General features: G+C 61.6%; 15 protein-coding genes. 8 read left to right on the top strand and 7 right to left on the bottom strand.

Annotation, left to right across the window (positions count from 1 at the left end; genetic code table 11):
* Positions 1-607: 607 nt before the first annotated feature.
* Complete coding sequence (locus tag J1G37_RS25815; RefSeq protein ID WP_003216915.1) at positions 608-1711, top strand: GlxA family transcriptional regulator; 1104 nt, start codon at positions 608-610, stop codon at positions 1709-1711.
* Positions 1712-1816: 105 nt separating this feature from the next.
* On the opposite strand, the gene J1G37_RS25810 is transcribed toward J1G37_RS25815, so the two are convergent.
* The 5 genes from J1G37_RS25810 to J1G37_RS25790 form a co-directional block, all read right to left on the bottom strand.
* Positions 1817-2080, bottom strand: coding sequence for a hypothetical protein (locus J1G37_RS25810; RefSeq protein WP_017735989.1), 264 nt, complete (start codon positions 2078-2080; stop codon positions 1817-1819).
* A gap of 225 nt (positions 2081-2305) precedes the next feature.
* Entirely contained in the window at positions 2306-2791 is a 486-nt protein-coding gene (locus J1G37_RS25805) for a thioesterase family protein (protein WP_207046304.1), read from the bottom strand.
* Positions 2792-2901: 110 nt separating this feature from the next.
* Positions 2902-3867 (bottom strand): L-carnitine dehydrogenase, encoded by a 966-nt coding sequence (locus J1G37_RS25800; RefSeq protein ID WP_207046302.1) that lies wholly within the window; start codon positions 3865-3867, stop codon positions 2902-2904.
* Between the two features lie 145 nt (positions 3868-4012).
* The gene (locus J1G37_RS25795) at positions 4013-4900 is read right to left on the bottom strand and encodes a 3-keto-5-aminohexanoate cleavage protein (RefSeq protein ID WP_207046300.1); all 888 of its coding nucleotides are present in this window, start codon (positions 4898-4900) and stop codon (positions 4013-4015) included.
* Between the two features lie 73 nt (positions 4901-4973).
* Positions 4974-5906: a choline ABC transporter substrate-binding protein gene (locus J1G37_RS25790; protein ID WP_124527211.1), complete on the bottom strand. Its 933-nt coding sequence runs from the start codon at positions 5904-5906 to the stop codon at positions 4974-4976.
* A 193-nt stretch (positions 5907-6099) separates the two neighbouring features.
* Between J1G37_RS25790 and J1G37_RS25785 the strand changes: the two genes are divergently transcribed.
* Both J1G37_RS25785 and J1G37_RS25780 read left to right on the top strand, forming a co-directional pair.
* The gene (locus J1G37_RS25785; protein WP_207046308.1) at positions 6100-7044 is read left to right on the top strand and encodes a GlxA family transcriptional regulator; all 945 of its coding nucleotides are present in this window, start codon (positions 6100-6102) and stop codon (positions 7042-7044) included.
* Between the two features lie 68 nt (positions 7045-7112).
* Positions 7113-8291 carry an AAA family ATPase gene (locus J1G37_RS25780; RefSeq protein WP_207046297.1) on the top strand — a complete coding sequence of 393 codons (1179 nt, stop codon included), beginning with the start codon at positions 7113-7115 and terminating at the stop codon, positions 8289-8291.
* A 124-nt stretch (positions 8292-8415) separates the two neighbouring features.
* On the opposite strand, the gene J1G37_RS25775 is transcribed toward J1G37_RS25780, so the two are convergent.
* Positions 8416-8832 (bottom strand): DUF3010 family protein, encoded by a 417-nt coding sequence (locus J1G37_RS25775; RefSeq protein WP_207046295.1) that lies wholly within the window; start codon positions 8830-8832, stop codon positions 8416-8418.
* A gap of 41 nt (positions 8833-8873) precedes the next feature.
* A complete protein-coding gene (locus J1G37_RS25770; protein ID WP_207046294.1) occupies positions 8874-9275 on the bottom strand; it encodes a lysozyme inhibitor LprI family protein in 402 nt (133 codons plus the stop codon).
* A gap of 219 nt (positions 9276-9494) precedes the next feature.
* On the opposite strand from J1G37_RS25770, the gene J1G37_RS25765 reads away from it, so the two are divergent.
* The 5 genes from J1G37_RS25765 to J1G37_RS25745 all read left to right on the top strand — a co-directional run bounded on the left by J1G37_RS25765 (position 9495) and on the right by J1G37_RS25745 (position 16461).
* A complete protein-coding gene (locus J1G37_RS25765; RefSeq protein WP_207046292.1) occupies positions 9495-10472 on the top strand; it encodes a dipeptidase in 978 nt (325 codons plus the stop codon).
* Positions 10473-10527: 55 nt separating this feature from the next.
* Complete coding sequence (locus J1G37_RS25760; protein WP_033898043.1) at positions 10528-11058, top strand: DUF5943 domain-containing protein; 531 nt, start codon at positions 10528-10530, stop codon at positions 11056-11058.
* A gap of 15 nt (positions 11059-11073) precedes the next feature.
* Positions 11074-13134 carry a dimethylglycine demethylation protein DgcA gene (gene dgcA / locus J1G37_RS25755; protein ID WP_207046290.1) on the top strand — a complete coding sequence of 687 codons (2061 nt, stop codon included), beginning with the start codon at positions 11074-11076 and terminating at the stop codon, positions 13132-13134.
* 163 nt (positions 13135-13297) lie between these two features.
* On the top strand, positions 13298-15241 hold the full coding sequence (dgcB, locus tag J1G37_RS25750) for a dimethylglycine demethylation protein DgcB (protein WP_207046288.1): 1944 nt from the start codon (positions 13298-13300) through the stop codon (positions 15239-15241).
* A complete protein-coding gene (locus J1G37_RS25745) occupies positions 15241-16461 on the top strand; it encodes an electron transfer flavoprotein subunit alpha/FixB family protein (RefSeq protein ID WP_207046286.1) in 1221 nt (406 codons plus the stop codon). Before dgcB ends, J1G37_RS25745 begins: the two co-directional genes overlap by 1 nt.
* Positions 16462-16465 lie beyond the last annotated feature (4 nt).

Here is a 16465-nt window from a genome sequence, read left to right as displayed (position 1 = left end):
CGATACAACAGCGTAAGGCGCCACAGCTACAACGGTTATCACTCACCGATAGCGGCGGAAAAGCTAGCAGCGTGAGAACCGAAAAGAATGTCCGAAATTACTGGACCAGTTCAAGCCAGCTCCCACAGTCGACCGTGTTCCTTCAGGTTAAACGCGGTCGACTGTGGGAGCTGGCTTGCCTGCGATAGCGATAGTCCAGACAACACTGCTCACAAAGTGAACGCCCAAGCCAAAAGCGCCACCTTTTAGCGCGTCGCAAACAGATAAGTAGCTCCCAAACGATTTCCTGCCTAACCATCCGTCACCCGTGCCAGCGGTGACAGACTTGTCCCACGCCCGCAAAGCGCCTTCCCACAAGTGCTACCGATCTGCTCACACCCCTTGAGCGGGCACGTTCCTACGTCGTTTTCCGGTTATACCCGCACTTGCGACACGGGCTTATATAGACGCGTCAAAACGTCGTTTTTAGGAGTTATTGGACGGCCATTCAATTTTAGGCATGGCAATTGCTCTACCAATTCAAAGCCTCTCGCCTCGCCGGTTGAAGAGCGCAATAACAAGAGCCTCGCCTGAGGCCATCACCCGCTTTGTGTGAGGAGATACTGTGATGACGTCGTTCAACTCCGGGGCTCAACCCCAGAACCGTGCGCCTCAATCCATCGGCTTTTTGCTGCTGGACAATTTCACGCTGATTTCCCTGGCGTCCGCAGTCGAACCCCTGCGCATGGCCAACCAGCTGTCCGGCCGCGAGCTGTATCGCTGGACAACCTTGAGTGTCGATGGCAACCAGGTGTGGGCCAGCGACGGCCTGCAAATCACCCCCGATGCCTCCATGCACAAAGCCCCGGCCCTGGACACCGTGATCGTCTGCGGCGGCGTGGGGATCCAGCGCACCGTTACCCGGGAACACGTGTCGTGGCTGCAAAGCCAGGCCCGCCAATCGCGCCGCTTGGGCGCGGTGTGCACCGGCAGTTGGGCCCTGGCGTGCGCCGGTCTGCTCGACGGCTTTGATTGCAGCGTGCACTGGGAATGCCTGGCGTCGATGCAGGAAGCCTTCCCCCGCGTGGCCATGAGCACACGCCTGTTCACCCTCGACCGCAACCGTTTCACCAGTTCCGGCGGCACCGCGCCGCTGGACATGATGCTGCACCTGATCAGCCGCGATCACGGGCGTGAATTGTCCGCCGCGATCTCCGAGATGTTTGTGTACGAACGCATCCGCAACGAACAGGATCACCAGCGTGTGCCGCTCAAGCACATGCTCGGCACCAACCAGCCGAAGCTGCAGGAAATCGTCGCGCTGATGGAAGCCAACCTGGAAGAACCGATCGACCTCGACGAACTGGCGGTGTACGTCGCCGTGTCGCGGCGCCAGCTGGAGCGGCTGTTCCAGAAATACCTGCACTGCTCGCCGTCGCGTTATTACCTGAAGCTGCGCCTGATCCGTGCGCGGCAGTTGCTCAAGCAAACGCCGATGTCGATCATCGAAGTGGCGTCGGTGTGCGGGTTTGTCTCCACGCCGCACTTCTCCAAGTGCTACCGCGAATACTTCGGCATTCCGCCGCGGGATGAGCGCGTGGGCTCCAACACCACCCAGCAGGTGGCGATGATGCCGATTCCGCAGGCACTGGTGTTGTCACCGTTGTCGGGGCCGTTGTCGGCGTTGAGCCAGGCCAGGAACGAATCGACATTTGCCAGCGTTCGGCTCTAGACCGAGTTGCTTTCATCGCAGGCAAGCCAGCTCCCACAGGGGAATGCATTCCAAATATGAATACATTCCAACTGTGGGAGCTGGCTTGCCTGCGATAGCGGTGTATCAGGCCCCAGAGTTCTGCTTGAACTGCACAAGCGCCGGCAACAACTGCTTATCAATCGCCTGCCTCACCGCCGGCAAGATCGTCGCACTGCCGGTGTACATCTGCTCAACCATGCCCTTGAGCGCCTTGGCCCGCGCTTCGCTCAAACCGCGTACCGCACACTCGCAGGCCTGCTCGGCGGTAGAGCCGCTGGAAACCTCAAAACCCAGTGAGCGCAACTGGCCCAGCAGGTCATCCTGATCAATCAAATCCGCATGCATCATGACGTTTTATCCTGGTGAAGGGAGCGGGGTTTGACCTGGATTCTGGTAGCCGCTCAACCGGTCGGCAAGGGCAGATTGCGCGAATGCCTCAGATGGCTATGGGCATGTCGTTTTCGGGCCATTTACCGACACAAGTAATAGGCACACTGAGCTCAAGCAAGCAGCTTGAAGGTTTGGTCACCCTCGGGATGTACCGCTCACACAAAACATTCTGCCTCGATCTTGTCACGGCTTGATCGGGGCTTTTTTTATGCCGATGACCCGGCCGAGCAGCGCAGGGCGCGGCAGGTCGGCTTGCTCTTGGCTGAGCGTCGACAGGCGTTGCAATGACGCCTCGGTAAACGGCGCCGCATGTGGCCCGGCGAGGTCGACGTGGAGCAGCATTTGCTCGTTGCCGGCCAGCTCCTTTTCATCCCCCACCAGATGCAGGCTGTGATAGAGGTGCAGGCGCTTGGCGTCATGGTCGATCAGTTGGGTATGCACCTCGACCTCGGCACCGAGTTTCACTTCGTGCAGGTAGTTCAGGTGCAGTTCCAGGGTGAACAGCGAATGGCCGCTGGCTTCGCGGTTTTCGCTGTCGAGGCCGAGGGTGTCCATAAGGGCGTCGGTGGCGTAGCTGAAGATCAGCAGGTAGAACGCGTCGCGCAGATGGCCGTTGTAGTCGACCCAGTCGGGGTGGATGGCGGTGGTGTAAGTTGTCAGTGCAGGCATGGCATTAATCCTGGATCAGAAACGCGGTCAAAAATGTGGGAGCTGGCTTGCCTGCGATAGCGGTGGTGAATCTTGCACCGCTATCGCAGGCAAGCCAGCTCCCACATTAGTCATTCGGCGAAGCTCATGCCGTGTCTGGCCTTGGTGGTTTTTACTGCTTCCAGCACCGCCAACAGGCAATCATCACGATAGCGCTCCAGCGCGGAAATGCTGTGTTTGCCTAGCTGATCGCTGGTGCCGTCGACCACATCGTCAATCAACTTGTCGGTCAATTCCGGCGCTGGCAAATACGTCCACGGCAACTGCAACGCCGGGCCGAACTGCGCCATGAAGTGGCGCATGCCGGCATCGCCACCCGCGAGAGTGTAGGTGAGGAACGTGCCCATGAACGACCAGCGCAGCCCGGCGCCAAATCGGATCGCGTCGTCGATTTCGCCGGTGGTCGCCACGCCGTCGTTCACCAGGTGCAGCGCCTCGCGCCAGAGGGCTTCGAGCAGGCGGTCGGCGATAAACCCCGGGACTTCCTTGCGCACATGCAGCGGGCGCATGCCGAGGGATTCGTACACCTTGATCGCCGCTTGAACGGCTGCTGGCGCCGTGTTTTTACCGCCCACCACTTCCACCAGCGGCAGCAGGTAGACCGGGTTGAACGGGTGGCCGACCACGCAGCGTTCCGGGTGGGTCGAGCCCTCGTAGAATTCACTCGGCAGCAGGCCGGAGGTGCTGGAGCCGATCAACGCGTTCGGCTTGGCGGCGGCGCTGATCTTGCTGTGCAATTCCAGCTTCAACTCCAGGCGTTCCGGGGCGCTTTCCTGGATGAAGTCAGCGTCTTTTACGCACGCCTCGATGGTGGCGACGAAGCGCAGGCGGTCCTGCGATGCACCGGGTGCCAGGCCTTGTTTTTCCAGGGCGCCCCAGGCGTTGGCGACGCGTTTGCGCAGGGCGGCTTCGGCGCCGGGCGCGGGGTCCCAGGCGACCACATCCAGGCCGTGGGCGAGGGCGCGGGAGACCCAGCCGCTGCCGATGACACCGCTGCCGAGGGCGGCGAAGGTTTTGATTTCGGTGATAAAGCTCATGACGACATTCCTAAAGAGTTCGGTGATCCCTTGTGGGAGCGGGCTTGCTCGCGAATGCGGTGTGTCAGTTGATGCATTCGGTACTGACCCACCGCATTCGCGAGCAAGCCCGCTCCCACATTTTTAATCCGGTTTCTGCAAGGGGTTAGCCGCGTTGGGTCAGGCCCATCTTGATTCGGCCTTCGGCTGGGGTGAGGACTCGCGCACCCAGGCGGCTAAGGATTTCACTGGCGCGTTCCACCAGTTGCCCGTTGGTCGCCAGCACACCCTTGTCCAACCACAGGTTGTCTTCCAACCCGACCCGCACGTTGCCGCCCAGCAGCACCGCTTGCGCGGCCATCGGCATTTGCATGCGGCCGATGCCGAAGCCGGCCCACACGGCGTCGGCGGGCAGGTTGTCGACCATGGCTTTCATGGTGGTGGTGTCGGCCGGCGCGCCCCACGGGATGCCCAGGCACAGTTGGAACAGCGGGTTGTCGAGCAGGCCTTCCTTGATCAGCTGCTTGGCAAACCACAGGTGGCCGGTGTCGAAGATTTCCAGCTCGGGCTTCACGCCCAATTCCTGGATACGTTTGGCGCCGGCCCGCAGTTGGGCCGGGGTGGACACGTAGATGGTGTCGCCATCACCGAAGTTGAGGGTGCCGCAGTCCAGGGTGCAGATTTCCGGCAGCAGCTCCTCGACGTGGGCCAGGCGCGTCAACGGGCCGACCAGGTCGGTGTTGGGGCCGAACTCCATCGGGTTTTCACCGGCGCCGATCTCCAGGTCGCCGCCCATGCCCGCCGTGAGGTTGACGATGATGTCGATGTCGGCCTCGCGGATGCGCTCCATCACTTCGCGGTACAGGGCGACGTCGCGGCTGAACTTGCCGGTTTCGGGGTCGCGCACGTGGCAATGCACAACCGTGGCGCCGGCCTTGGCGGCTTCCACCGCAGCAGCGGCGATTTGTTTGGGAGTGACCGGCACGTGGGGGCTGCGGCTGGTCGTGTCGCCAGCACCGGTGAGTGCGCAGGTGATGATGACGTCGTGATTCATTTGGCGGTTCCTTACAGGCGTGGTGATGCCGTTCGCGGTCGACAGTGACCGCGAAACGGTGATTGAAATGGGTTTACTTGCTGGTCAGTTGCAGGTTGGCCGCAGCGGGCTTGCCGTCAAAGGTGGTCACGCCTTCCAGCCAGCGCTGCTGGTCTTGCGGGTGATCCTTGAGCCACTGCTTGGCGGACTCGATCGCGTCTTTGTGATCCAGCAACGGCTGCATCATCCGGCTCTCGTCGGCGGCGGTGAACGTCAGGTTGGTCAGCAATTTGTGCACGTTGGGGCACTGCTCGGCGTAGGTCGGCGACGTGACGCTCCATACGGTGGCCATGCCTTCGTTCGGGCCCAGGGCGTCGTCGCTGCCGCTGAGGTAGGTCATGGCGACGTTGACGTTCATCGGGTGCGGCGCCCAGCCGAAGAACACCACGGCTTCCTTGCGCCGCACCGCGCGGTCCACGGCGGCGAGCATGCCGGCCTCGCTGGACTCCACCAGTTGGAATTTGCCCAGGCCGAACTGGTTCTTGGCGATCATCGCCTTGATCTGCGTATTGGCGCCCGAGCCGGGCTCGATGCCGTAGATCTTGCCGCCCAGCTCTTTGTCGAATTTGGCGATATCGGCGAAGGTTTTCAGGCCCTTGTCCGCCAGATACGTCGGCACGGCGAGGGTGGCGCGCGCGTCTTCCAGGCTCGGTTTGTCGAGGACCTTGACCTGCTTGGCGTCGACGAACGGCGTGATGGTCTGGGTCATCAGCGGGTTCCAGTAGCCAAGGAACAGGTCCAGGCGCTGGTCGCGGATGCCGGCGAAGATGATTTGCTGGGAGGCGCTGGTCTGTTTGGTCTTGTAGCCGAGGCCGTCGAGCAGCACTTGGGTCATGGCGCTGGTGGCGATCACGTCGGTCCAGTTCACCACGCCCATGCGCACGTTCTGGCAGGATGCCGCGTCGGCCGCCATGACGTTGGTACTGAAAATGGCGCTGGCGCTGAGTGCGAGTAACAGTCGGTTCATGGTGGGTCCCTCGGCAGGTCGTTATTGTGGGGGCCGGTGTCTTTGTGCACCGTGACGCCACGTTACGCAGCTTGGCGGGCGGCAAAACGCACGGCGGCGACCGACTCTTGCACTGCAGCGACCTGTCCTCTTGAAACCCGCCGCGAACGGGAGTATCACAGTGCCACGCTGCCCGCCCGACGAGAGCGCCACCATGTCCCAGGACTTCTACTTTCTGCTGATGCCGGGCTTCTCGGCCATCGGCTTTATCTCCGCCCTTGAGCCGCTAAGGGTGGCCAATCGCTTTCGTGGCGAGCTGTACCGCTGGCACGTGCTGAGCGCCGATGGCGGCGCGGTATTGGCGAGCAATGGCATGTCGGTCAACGCCGAAGCGGCGCTGGAGCCGCTGAAAAAGGGCGCGACCTTACTCGTGGTCGCCGGTTTTGAACCGTTGAAGTTCGCCACGCCGGCACTGGAACACTGGCTGCGCCGCCTCGACCACGACGGCGTGACCCTCGGCGCCATCGACACCGGCGCCTGCGTCCTCGCCGAAGCGGGCCTGCTTGACGGCTACCGCCTGACCCTGCACTGGGAAGCCATCGACGCCTTCAAGGAATCCTACCCGCACCTCAGCGTGACCCAGGAACTGTTCGAGATCGACCGCCGCCGCATCACCTGCGCCGGCGGCACCGCGTCCATCGACCTGCTGCTCGACCTGATCGCCCAGGCCCACGGCCCGGAGCTGGCGATCCAGGTGTCGGAACAATTCGTACTCGGGCGCATCCGCCCACGCAAAGACCACCAGCGCATGCAGATCGCCACGCGCTACGGCATCAACAACAAGAAACTGGTGCAGGTGATCGGCGAGATGGAACAACACACCGAACCGCCGCTGACCACCCTGGCGTTGGCCGAAGCGATCAAGGTCACGCGGCGCCAGTTGGAGCGCCTGTTTCGCCTGCACCTGAACGACACCCCAAGCAACTTCTACCTCGGCCTGCGCCTGGAAAAAGCCCGGCAGCTGTTGCGCCAGAGCGACATGAGCGTGCTGGAGGTGAGCATTGCCTGCGGGTTTGAATCGCCGTCGTATTTCACCCGCAGTTATCGGGCGCGGTTTGCGAAATGTCCGAGGGAGGATCGGCGACGGGAGGTGGTTTGACGAGCAATTATAGTCAATTATACTCGCGACTATAATTTATAGTCCTTCCAATAATTGGGTATAAAAACATGTCCAAGAACAACGGCTTCGTGTTCCGCCGTCCCACCCTGGCCAGCAGCATTGCCGACGGCTTGGTGGGGGCTGGTATTCAGGATTTCACGTCTGGCCTGTTTCTCGCGGCGCCGCGTCGTACCGGTAAAAGCACCTTTTTGCGCGAAGACCTGATCCCGGAGTGCCAGCTCCGGGGCTGGATGACCGTGTATGTCGATCTGTGGGCTGATAAAGAAAAAGACCCTGCAGAGTTGATTGCCAGCGCGATTGCCGCAGCACTGGTTCCCTATGAAAAGGGTATTCGCAAGCTGGCGAAGAACATGGGAATCGAGAAGCTAAGCTTTCTGCGTACCTTGTCCTGGGACTTTACCAAGCCACAGTTGCCGGTCGGTGCAACGCTGACCCAGGCTTTGGAACTGCTTCACAGCGCGGCAGAAAAAACCGTCGTGCTGGTGATAGATGAAGCACAGCATGCACTCACCAGCGAGTCTGGTATCAACGCGATGTTTGCGCTGAAGGCTGCCCGGGACCAGCTCAACCAAGGCCGCGACGAGGAAGGCAGCGGCTTGTATCTGGTGTTCACCGGCTCCAATCGCGACAAGCTGGCCCATTTGGTATTAGGCAAAAGCCAGCCATTCTTTGGCTCCAGCATCACGCCGTTTCCGCTGTTGGGCAGAGAGTTTACTGAGGCGTACACGGTGTATATCAACGCGCTGTTGGCCGAGACCAACCAGTTCAACGCGGCTGACATTGATGAAGTCTTTGAGCTAGTGGGCCGTCGTCCGGAGATGTTGCGCACCATCCTGGGTGAAGTGGCACTTGAATTGGGTGAGGCGAGTAACCTGGGTCAATTGCTGCACAGTCGCGCCGAATCGCTGCGTGCTGGCGTGTGGACCGAATTCGAAAGTGCCTGGAATGCCCTGACCATCCCTCAGCGTGCGGTGCTGGAAGTGATGGTGGAGCGTTCGCAAAGCAACGAACCCTTCGCACCGTTTACCGACAGTACTGTCACGGCGGTGAGCAAGGCGCTGGAAGACATGGGCAGTGACGTGGTGCCGGGCACCCAGACTATTCAGGCTTGTATCGATGCCTTGCGCGACAAGGAGCTGGTCTGGAAGTCGAGTCGGGGAGGCTATGCCCTGGAAGACAAGTCGTTCGGCGAGTGGCTGCTGCACAAGCGCCAGACATCCCTCTAAAAGACAACGCAGGACAAATGTGGGAGCTGGCTTGCCTGCGATGGCGGTGGGTCAGCACCACAAATGCCATTTGATACATCGCTATCGCAGGCAAGCCAGCTCCCACATGGATACTCGGTGTGGCTTATTTCTTCAGCAGCGCCGAGCAGGCGGCTTTGTAGGCCTCATGCTGGTATTTGTTCAGGCTCGCTGGCAGCTCAAAGTTGTGCTTCTTGTTCTGCGCGTTGATGGTCTGCGGCGACAACAACGTCACCTCCACACCGTCCAGCAATTGAAATACACCCTCGATCTTGAACGTAGTCGGCCCACCGGCAAACTCACCCTTCTTGCTGCGCTTCTTGATCGCAATCCGCTCGATGCCGTTGGCCTGCACAAACGCCTTCACCTGGGCGGCAAAGGCTTTGACGTTGGCCGCTTCATCATCGTCTTCGAGGGCGATTTTCTTGGTGGCCAGGGCGACATGGGTCAGCGCCTGGTTGTCCAGGGAGGCGACGGCGATGATGGCTTCGCTGCCTTTGATTTCGATGCCGCAGATAGTCATGAGTAGCCTTGGTTCAGAAAGAAAGTGCCGGGGATTGTCGCTTATTCCTGCCCGATCGACTCCAAAAACTCCGACCGCTCATCACTCATCCGCGCCAGGCAATCATTTACCGCAATCGCGTAGGCCTTGGTGCCGTTGACTGCCGGGAAGGTGTCCACGGCGCAATCGGCATCCCGCAGTTTTTCCCACTTCTGCTGGGCATCCTTCAGACGAGCGGTAATGTCCGCCAGCTTGGTCTTGTCGCTGCCGTAGGTCGACGCCATGCGTTCCAACAGGCCCTGATAGTTATCCTTGAGCAGTTGTTCGGCGGTGGTTTTGTTGTAGGTGGCGCATTCCAGGGTTTGCTTGTCGTTTTCGATGCCGTCGCAGGGCGTGCTGTCGGTGTCTTCGGCCGCGTGGGCGGTGGTTGCGATGAGTGCCAAAGCCAGGAAAATCGATTTCATTGCGCCGTCTCATATCAGTTGATGCGGGAATTCTGGCCCAAGAGTAGGACAAAGAACAGCCGCCAGTCAGAGCTGTCATAGCAGCCTTTGTCGTGGATTGACGCTTTCGGCAATTCCCCTGTCGTTTTTGCACCCGGCTCGGGTTGCCCCTGGGCATATGCTGGCCCCAAAGCGCCGGCAGACGATTCGGCGCATGAATCGCCAATAAGGGGACGCCTGATGAGCCCAGCCGAATTGCACGCCGACAGCATCGTTATCGACGGGCTGATTATTGCCAAGTGGAACCGCGACCTGTTCGAGGACATGCGCAAAGGTGGCCTCACCGCCGCCAACTGCACCGTGTCGGTGTGGGAAGGGTTCCAGGCCACCATCAATAACATCGTGGCCAGCCAGACCCTGATCCGTGAAAACAGCGACCTGGTGATCCCGGTGAAAACCACCGCCGACATCCGCCGCGCCAAGGAACTGGGCAAGACCGGCATCATCTTCGGCTTCCAGAATGCCCATGCGTTCGAAGACCAACTCGGCTACGTCGAGATCTTCAAGCAGCTCGGCGTTGGCGTGGTGCAGATGTGCTACAACACCCAGAACCTGGTGGGCACCGGTTGCTACGAGCGCGATGGCGGCCTGTCGGGTTTTGGTCGTGAGATCGTCGCCGAGATGAACCGCGTTGGCATCATGTGCGACCTGTCCCACGTCGGCTCCAAAACCAGCGAAGAAGTCATCCTCGAATCGAAAAAACCGGTGTGCTACTCCCACTGCCTGCCGTCCGGGCTCAAGGAGCACCCGCGCAACAAGTCCGATGAAGAGCTTAAGTTTATTGCGGACCACGGCGGTTTTGTCGGCGTGACCATGTTCGCGCCGTTCCTGGCCAAGGGCATCGATTCGACCATCGACGACTACGCCGAAGCCATCGAATACACCATGAACATCGTCGGCGAAGACGCCATCGGCATCGGCACCGACTTTACCCAGGGCCATGGCCAGGATTTCTTTGAAATGCTGACCCATGACAAGGGCTATGCCCGCCGCCTGACCAGCTTCGGCAAGATCATCAACCCACTGGGCATCCGCACCGTGGGCGAGTTCCCCAACCTCACCGAGACCCTGCTCAAGCGCGGCCACAGCGAACGCGTGGTGCGCAAGATCATGGGCGAGAACTGGGTCAACGTCCTCAAGGACGTCTGGGGCGAATAAGCCAGCGCATCACTGCGCAACACCACACTAAAAAATTTTCTGGAGTTAAGTTTCCATGGCCAAGATCGCCCCGCAATTACCTATCGAAGTCGACAGCGAGACCGGTGTCTGGACCTCCGACGCACTGCCCATGCTGTACGTACCTCGCCACTTTTTCGTCAACAACCACATCGGTATTGAAGAAGTCCTGGGCGCCGATGCCTACGCCGAGATCCTCTACAAGGCCGGCTACAAATCCGCCTGGCACTGGTGTGAAAAAGAAGCCGAATGCCACGGCCTGGAAGGCGTCGCCGTATTCGAGCACTACATGAAACGCCTGTCGCAACGCGGCTGGGGCCTGTTCAAGATCCAGGACATCGACCTCGACAAGGGCACCTGCAGCGTCAAGCTGGAACACTCCGCCTTTGTCTACGTGTACGGCAAGGTCGGACGCAAGGTGGACTACATGTTCACCGGCTGGTTTGCCGGCGCCATGGACCAGATTCTGCAAGCGCGCGGCAGCCAGATCCGCACCGTCGCCGAACAAGTCTACGGAGGCTCCGAAGAGGGCCACGATGACGGCCTGTTCACCGTCAAGCCGTTGTAAGCCGAGGACCGTGCCATGGCTTTCGAAGCAATGTTTGCGCCGATCCAGATCGGCAAACTGACCATCCGCAACCGCGTGCTCAGTACCGCGCACGCCGAGGTGTATGCCACCGACGGCGGCATGACCACCGAGCGCTACATCCGTTATTACGAAGAGAAAGCCAAGGGCGGCATCGGCCTGGCGATCTGTGGCGGTTCGTCCGTCGTGGCCATCGACAGCCCGCAGGAATGGTGGAGTTCGGTGAACCTGTCCACCGACCGCATCATCCCGCACTTCCAGAACCTGGCCGACGCCATGCACAAGCATGGCGCCAAGATCATGATCCAGATTACCCACATGGGCCGTCGCTCGCGCTGGGATGGCTTCAACTGGCCGACCCTGATGTCGCCGTCCGGCGTGCGTGAGCCGGTACACCGTGCCACCTGCAAGACCATCGAGCCGGAAGAAATCTGGCGGGTGATCGGCAACTACGCCGCCGCCGCTGGCCGCGCGAAAGCCGGTGGCCTCGACGGCGTGGAACTGTCGGCCGTGCACCAGCACATGATCGACCAGTTCTGGAGCCCACGGGTCAACAAGCGCACCGACGAATGGGGCGGCAGCTTCGAAAACCGCATGCGTTTCGGCCTGGAAGTGCTGAAGGCCGTGCGCAAGGAAGTCGGCCCGGATTTCTGCGTGGGCATCCGCCTGTGCGGTGACGAATTCCACCCGGACGGCTTGTCCCACGAGGACATGAAACAGATCGCCAAGTACTACGACGACACCGGCATGCTCGATTTCATCGGCGTCGTGGGCTCGGGTTGCGACACCCACAACACCCTGGCCAACGTTATCCCCAACATGAGTTATCCACCGGAGCCATTCTTGCACTTGGCCGCCGGGATCAAGGAAGTGGTCAAGGCGCCGGTGCTGCACGCGCAGAACATCAAGGACCCGAACCAGGCCACGCGTATTCTGGAAGGTGGCTACGTGGACATGGTCGGCATGACCCGTGCGCACATGGCCGACCCGCACCTGATCGCCAAGATCAAGATGGGCCAGATCGACCAGATCAAACAGTGCGTCGGCGCCAACTACTGCATCGACCGCCAATACCAGGGCCTGGATGTGCTGTGCATCCAGAACGCCGCGACGTCCCGTGAATACATGGGCGTGCCGCACATCATCGAGAAAACCACCGGGATCAAGCGCAAGGTCGTGGTGGTCGGTGCCGGCCCGGCCGGGATGGAAGCTGCACGCGTCGCCGCCGAGCGTGGCCATGACGTGACGCTGTTCGAGAAGAAAGAATTTATCGGTGGGCAAATCACCACCGCGTCCAAGGCGCCGCAGCGTGACCAGATTGCCGGGATCACCCGCTGGTTCCAGTTGGAGCTGGCGCGCTTGAATGTCGACCTGCGCCTGGGCGTGGCCGCTGATGCGGCGACCATCCTCGACCTGCGCCCGGACGTGGTGGTGCTGGCGGTGGGTGGGCATCCGTTCCTGGAGCAGAACGAACACTGGGGCGCCGCTGAAGGCCTGGTGGTCAGCAGTTGGGACGTGCTCGACGGCAAAGTCGCGCCGGGCAAAAACGTACTGGTCTACGACACCATCTGCGAATTCACCGGCATGTCGGTGGCGGATTTCCTTGCGGACAAAGGCAGCCAGGTCGAGATCGTCACCGACGACATCAAGCCCGGCGTGGCCATCGGCGGTACGTCGTTCCCGACTTACTACCGCAGCATGTACCCCAAGGAAGTGATCATGACCGGCGACATGATGCTGGAAAAGGTCTACCGCGAAGGCGACAAGCTGGTGGCGGTGCTGGAGAACGAATACACCGGCGCCAAAGAGGAGCGGGTGGTGGACCAGGTGGTCGTCGAAAACGGCGTGCGCCCGGACGAAGCGATCTACTACGCCCTCAAGGAAGGCTCGCGCAACAAGGGCCAGATGGACGTCGAGGCGCTGTTCGCGATCAAGCCGCAGCCGTGCCTGAGCGAAGCGGGTGACGGCTACTTGCTGTTCCGCATCGGCGACTGCGTGGCGCAGCGCAACACCCACGCTGCGATCTATGACGCCCTGCGCCTTTGCAAGGATTTCTGACGGCTTGTGGAGAACCCTGTGGGAGCGGGCTTGCCCGCGATAGCGGTGGTTCAGTAAACATCTTTGTTGACTGACACACTGCAATCGCGGGCAAGCCCGCTCCCACAGGAATTGAGCAAGGCATCTCGACCTGCAAGACCCCGAGGTCTTTGGGAGCTTCACCATGTTGAACACCCTGCTTCCCATTTTATTGTTCGCCGCCCTGGGCCTTGCCGTCCTCGGCGCCCTGCGCCGGGTAAACATGTGGCGCCGTGGCCGTGCGTCCAAAGTCGACCTGCTGGGCGGCCTGCTGGCCATGCCCAAGCGCTACATGGTCGACCTGCACCACGTGGTCGCCCGCGACAAATACATCGCCAACACCCACGTCGCCACGGCGCTGGGCTTTGTGCTGTCGGCCTTGCTCGCCATCCTGGTGCACGGCTTCGGCTTACATAACCGCATCCTCGGCTACGCCTTGTTGCTGGCCTCGGTGCTGATGTTTGTCGGCGCGACCTTCGTTTACCTGCGTCGGCGCAACCCGCCGTCACGCCTGTCCAAAGGCCCGTGGATGCGCCTGCCGAAAAGCCTGATGGCGTTCTCGGTGAGCTTCTTCCTGCTGACCTTGCCGGTGGCCGGGATTCTGCCGGCGGACTTCGGCGGCTGGCTGCTTGCGGCGTTGTTGAGCGTGGGTGTGTTGTGGGGCGTCAGCGAGATGTTCTTCGGCATGACCTGGGGCGGCCCGATGAAACACGCCTTCGCCGGTGCCCTGCACCTGGCCTGGCACCGCCGTGCCGAGCGCTTTGGCGGCGGCCGTTCTACCGGTTTGAAACCGCTGGACCTGAGCGACAAGAGCGCGCCCCTGGGCGTGGAAAAACCCAAGGATTTCACCTGGAACCAACTGCTGGGTTTCGACGCCTGCGTGCAATGCGGCAAGTGCGAAGCCGCGTGCCCGGCCTTTGCTGCCGGCCAGCCGCTGAACCCGAAAAAACTGATCCAGGACATGGTCGTCGGCCTGGCCGGTGGCACCGATGCCAAGTTTGCCGGCAGCCCGTATCCGGGCAAAGCCATTGGCGAGCACGGTGGCAACCCGCATCAGCCGATCGTCAACGGTCTGGTGGACGCCGAGACCCTGTGGTCCTGCACCACCTGCCGCGCCTGTGTGGAAGAGTGCCCGATGATGATCGAGCACGTGGACGCCATCGTCGACATGCGCCGCCACCTCACCCTGGAAAAAGGCGCTACGCCGAACAAAGGCGCTGAAGTCCTCGAAAACCTTATCGCCACTGACAACCCCGGCGGCTTCGCACCGGGCGGTCGCTTGAACTGGGCGGCGGATTTGAACTTGCCGTTGCTCAGCGAAAAGGGCAGCTGCGAGGTGCTGTTCTGGGTCGGCGACGGTGCCTTCGACATGCGCAACCAACGTACCCTGCGCGCCTTTGTCAAAGTGCTCAAGGCGGCGAATGTCGACTTCGCCGTGCTCGGCCTGGAAGAACGCGACAGCGGTGACGTGGCCCGTCGCTTGGGCGACGAAGCGACCTTCCAGTTGCTGGCTTCGCGCAATATCCAGACCCTGGCCAAGTACAGTTTCAAGCGCATCGTCACCTGCGATCCCCACAGTTTCCATGTGCTGAAAAACGAGTACGGCGCCTTCAACGGCAACTACGTGGTGCAGCACCACAGCACCTTCATGGCCGAGCTGATCGGCGAGGGCGCATTGAACCTGGGGCAGCACAAAGCCAATAGCGTGACCTATCACGACCCGTGCTACCTGGGCCGCTACAACGGCGAATACGAGGCGCCGCGCCAGGTGCTGCGCGCGCTGGGCATCGAGGTCAAGGAGATGCAACGCTCGGGCTTCCGTTCACGCTGCTGCGGCGGTGGTGGCGGTGCGCCGATTACCGACATTCCCGGCAAGCAACGCATCCCCGATATGCGCATGGAAGACATCCGCGAAACCGGTGCCGAACTGGTGGCCGTGGGTTGTCCACAGTGCACGGCGATGCTTGAGGGTGTCGTTGAGCCAAGACCTTTGATTAAAGACATTGCCGAACTGGTCGCTGATGCCTTGCTGGAAGACGCCGCGCCTGCCAAAGCCCCCATAAAGCGTGAACCTGCGGAGGTGCATTGATGAGCGACATTATCCGCCGCGACCCCCGGGCCGAATGGATCGCCCGCAACCGCCTGCACCCGCTGCATGCGGCGATGCAACCGGTGCAACACAGCTGGATGGGGCCTAACGGCGTCATCCGCAAGAACGTGCATGGCGTCGGCTTTATCGGCCCCAACGGCATCAAGCGCATCGACCGCAGCGGCGCCCAGCAGGGCGGCGCGGCCAAGCGCACGGCGGCGGTGGAAGTGCAGTTGCCGTTGCATCAGATTGCCGCGCCGGCGTTCTACATCAACGTGGTGCCGGACATGGTCGGCGGCCGCTTGAGCAGCCACGACCGCGACTTGCTCGGCCTCGCCCGACAACTCGCGGGCAGCGATGGCGCGGTGCTCGCCGTGGTGTTTGGCGAGCATAAGGAAAGCGCGTTTGCCACGGCCGGTGTCGATCGCCTGCTGGTGCTGGAAGGCCATGAGTTCGACGGTTATGCACCGGAACAACGGGTGCAAGGTTTGCGCGCTGTGGATAACCAGTTCAATCCACGTCACTGGTTGCTGCCGGATAGCCGCAGCGGTGGCGGCGAATTGGGTCGGCGCTTTGCCGCCAGCCTTAAGGAGCGCCCGGCGACGCGGGTGTGGCAGATCAAGGGCGACGAGTGCATCGGCCGTGCCGGCGCAGGCCAGGAAGACTTGGCCCGCCCGCTGCCACGCCTGATCCTCGCCGCGGTGGAATGCGCGGAACCGGTCAGCGAAACCCGCCACGAAGTGTTGCCCGTGGAGTTATCCACACCCCTGGCACGCAGCCTGCCGCGCATCGAAGACCTCGGTGCGGTGGCGGTGGACCCGGCGGCGATCCCCATGGCCGAAGCCGAGTTCATTTTCTCCGGCGGCAACGGCGTGAAGGACTGGGCGCTGTTCCACCAGACCGCCGCCGCCCTAGGTGCCACCGAAGGCGCGTCACGGGTGGCCGTGGACGACGGCTTTATGGCCCGCGACCGCCAGGTGGGCGCCAGCGGTATCTGGGTCACCGCGCGGGTCTACGTGGCGGTGGGTATTTCCGGGGCGATCCAGCACCTGCAAGGCATTGGTGCCTGTGACAAGGTGGTGGCGATCAACCTCGACCCGAGTTGCGACATGATCAAGCGTGCCGACCTGTCGGTGATCGGCGACAGCGCCGCAATCCTGCACGCCTTGATCGCTGCGGTAGAGACCTACCGCAACGGCGCCAAGCGCGATGCGGCTTAAGGAG

This window comes from Pseudomonas sp. Marseille-Q1929 (genome assembly GCF_017316265.1).
Classification (GTDB): domain Bacteria; phylum Pseudomonadota; class Gammaproteobacteria; order Pseudomonadales; family Pseudomonadaceae; genus Aquipseudomonas.
Note: the sequence above shows the minus strand (reverse complement) of the source record. Positions and strands in the feature narration are given on the sequence as shown.

Excerpts from the sequence above, each read along its gene's own strand:
- J1G37_RS25815 (WP_003216915.1), top strand. The coding sequence starts at position 608 with ATGACGTCGTTCAACTCCGGGGCTCAACCCCAGAACCGTGCGCCTCAA.
- J1G37_RS25810 (WP_017735989.1), bottom strand. The coding sequence starts at position 2,080 with ATGATGCATGCGGATTTGATTGATCAGGATGACCTGCTGGGCCAGTTG.
- J1G37_RS25805 (WP_207046304.1), bottom strand. The coding sequence starts at position 2,791 with ATGCCTGCACTGACAACTTACACCACCGCCATCCACCCCGACTGGGTC.
- J1G37_RS25800 (WP_207046302.1), bottom strand. The coding sequence starts at position 3,867 with ATGAGCTTTATCACCGAAATCAAAACCTTCGCCGCCCTCGGCAGCGGT.
- J1G37_RS25795 (WP_207046300.1), bottom strand. The coding sequence starts at position 4,900 with ATGAATCACGACGTCATCATCACCTGCGCACTCACCGGTGCTGGCGAC.
- J1G37_RS25790 (WP_124527211.1), bottom strand. The coding sequence starts at position 5,906 with ATGAACCGACTGTTACTCGCACTCAGCGCCAGCGCCATTTTCAGTACC.
- J1G37_RS25785 (WP_207046308.1), top strand. The coding sequence starts at position 6,100 with ATGTCCCAGGACTTCTACTTTCTGCTGATGCCGGGCTTCTCGGCCATC.
- J1G37_RS25780 (WP_207046297.1), top strand. The coding sequence starts at position 7,113 with ATGTCCAAGAACAACGGCTTCGTGTTCCGCCGTCCCACCCTGGCCAGC.
- J1G37_RS25775 (WP_207046295.1), bottom strand. The coding sequence starts at position 8,832 with ATGACTATCTGCGGCATCGAAATCAAAGGCAGCGAAGCCATCATCGCC.
- J1G37_RS25770 (WP_207046294.1), bottom strand. The coding sequence starts at position 9,275 with ATGAAATCGATTTTCCTGGCTTTGGCACTCATCGCAACCACCGCCCAC.
- J1G37_RS25765 (WP_207046292.1), top strand. The coding sequence starts at position 9,495 with ATGAGCCCAGCCGAATTGCACGCCGACAGCATCGTTATCGACGGGCTG.
- J1G37_RS25760 (WP_033898043.1), top strand. The coding sequence starts at position 10,528 with ATGGCCAAGATCGCCCCGCAATTACCTATCGAAGTCGACAGCGAGACC.
- dgcA (WP_207046290.1), top strand. The coding sequence starts at position 11,074 with ATGGCTTTCGAAGCAATGTTTGCGCCGATCCAGATCGGCAAACTGACC.
- dgcB (WP_207046288.1), top strand. The coding sequence starts at position 13,298 with ATGTTGAACACCCTGCTTCCCATTTTATTGTTCGCCGCCCTGGGCCTT.
- J1G37_RS25745 (WP_207046286.1), top strand. The coding sequence starts at position 15,241 with ATGAGCGACATTATCCGCCGCGACCCCCGGGCCGAATGGATCGCCCGC.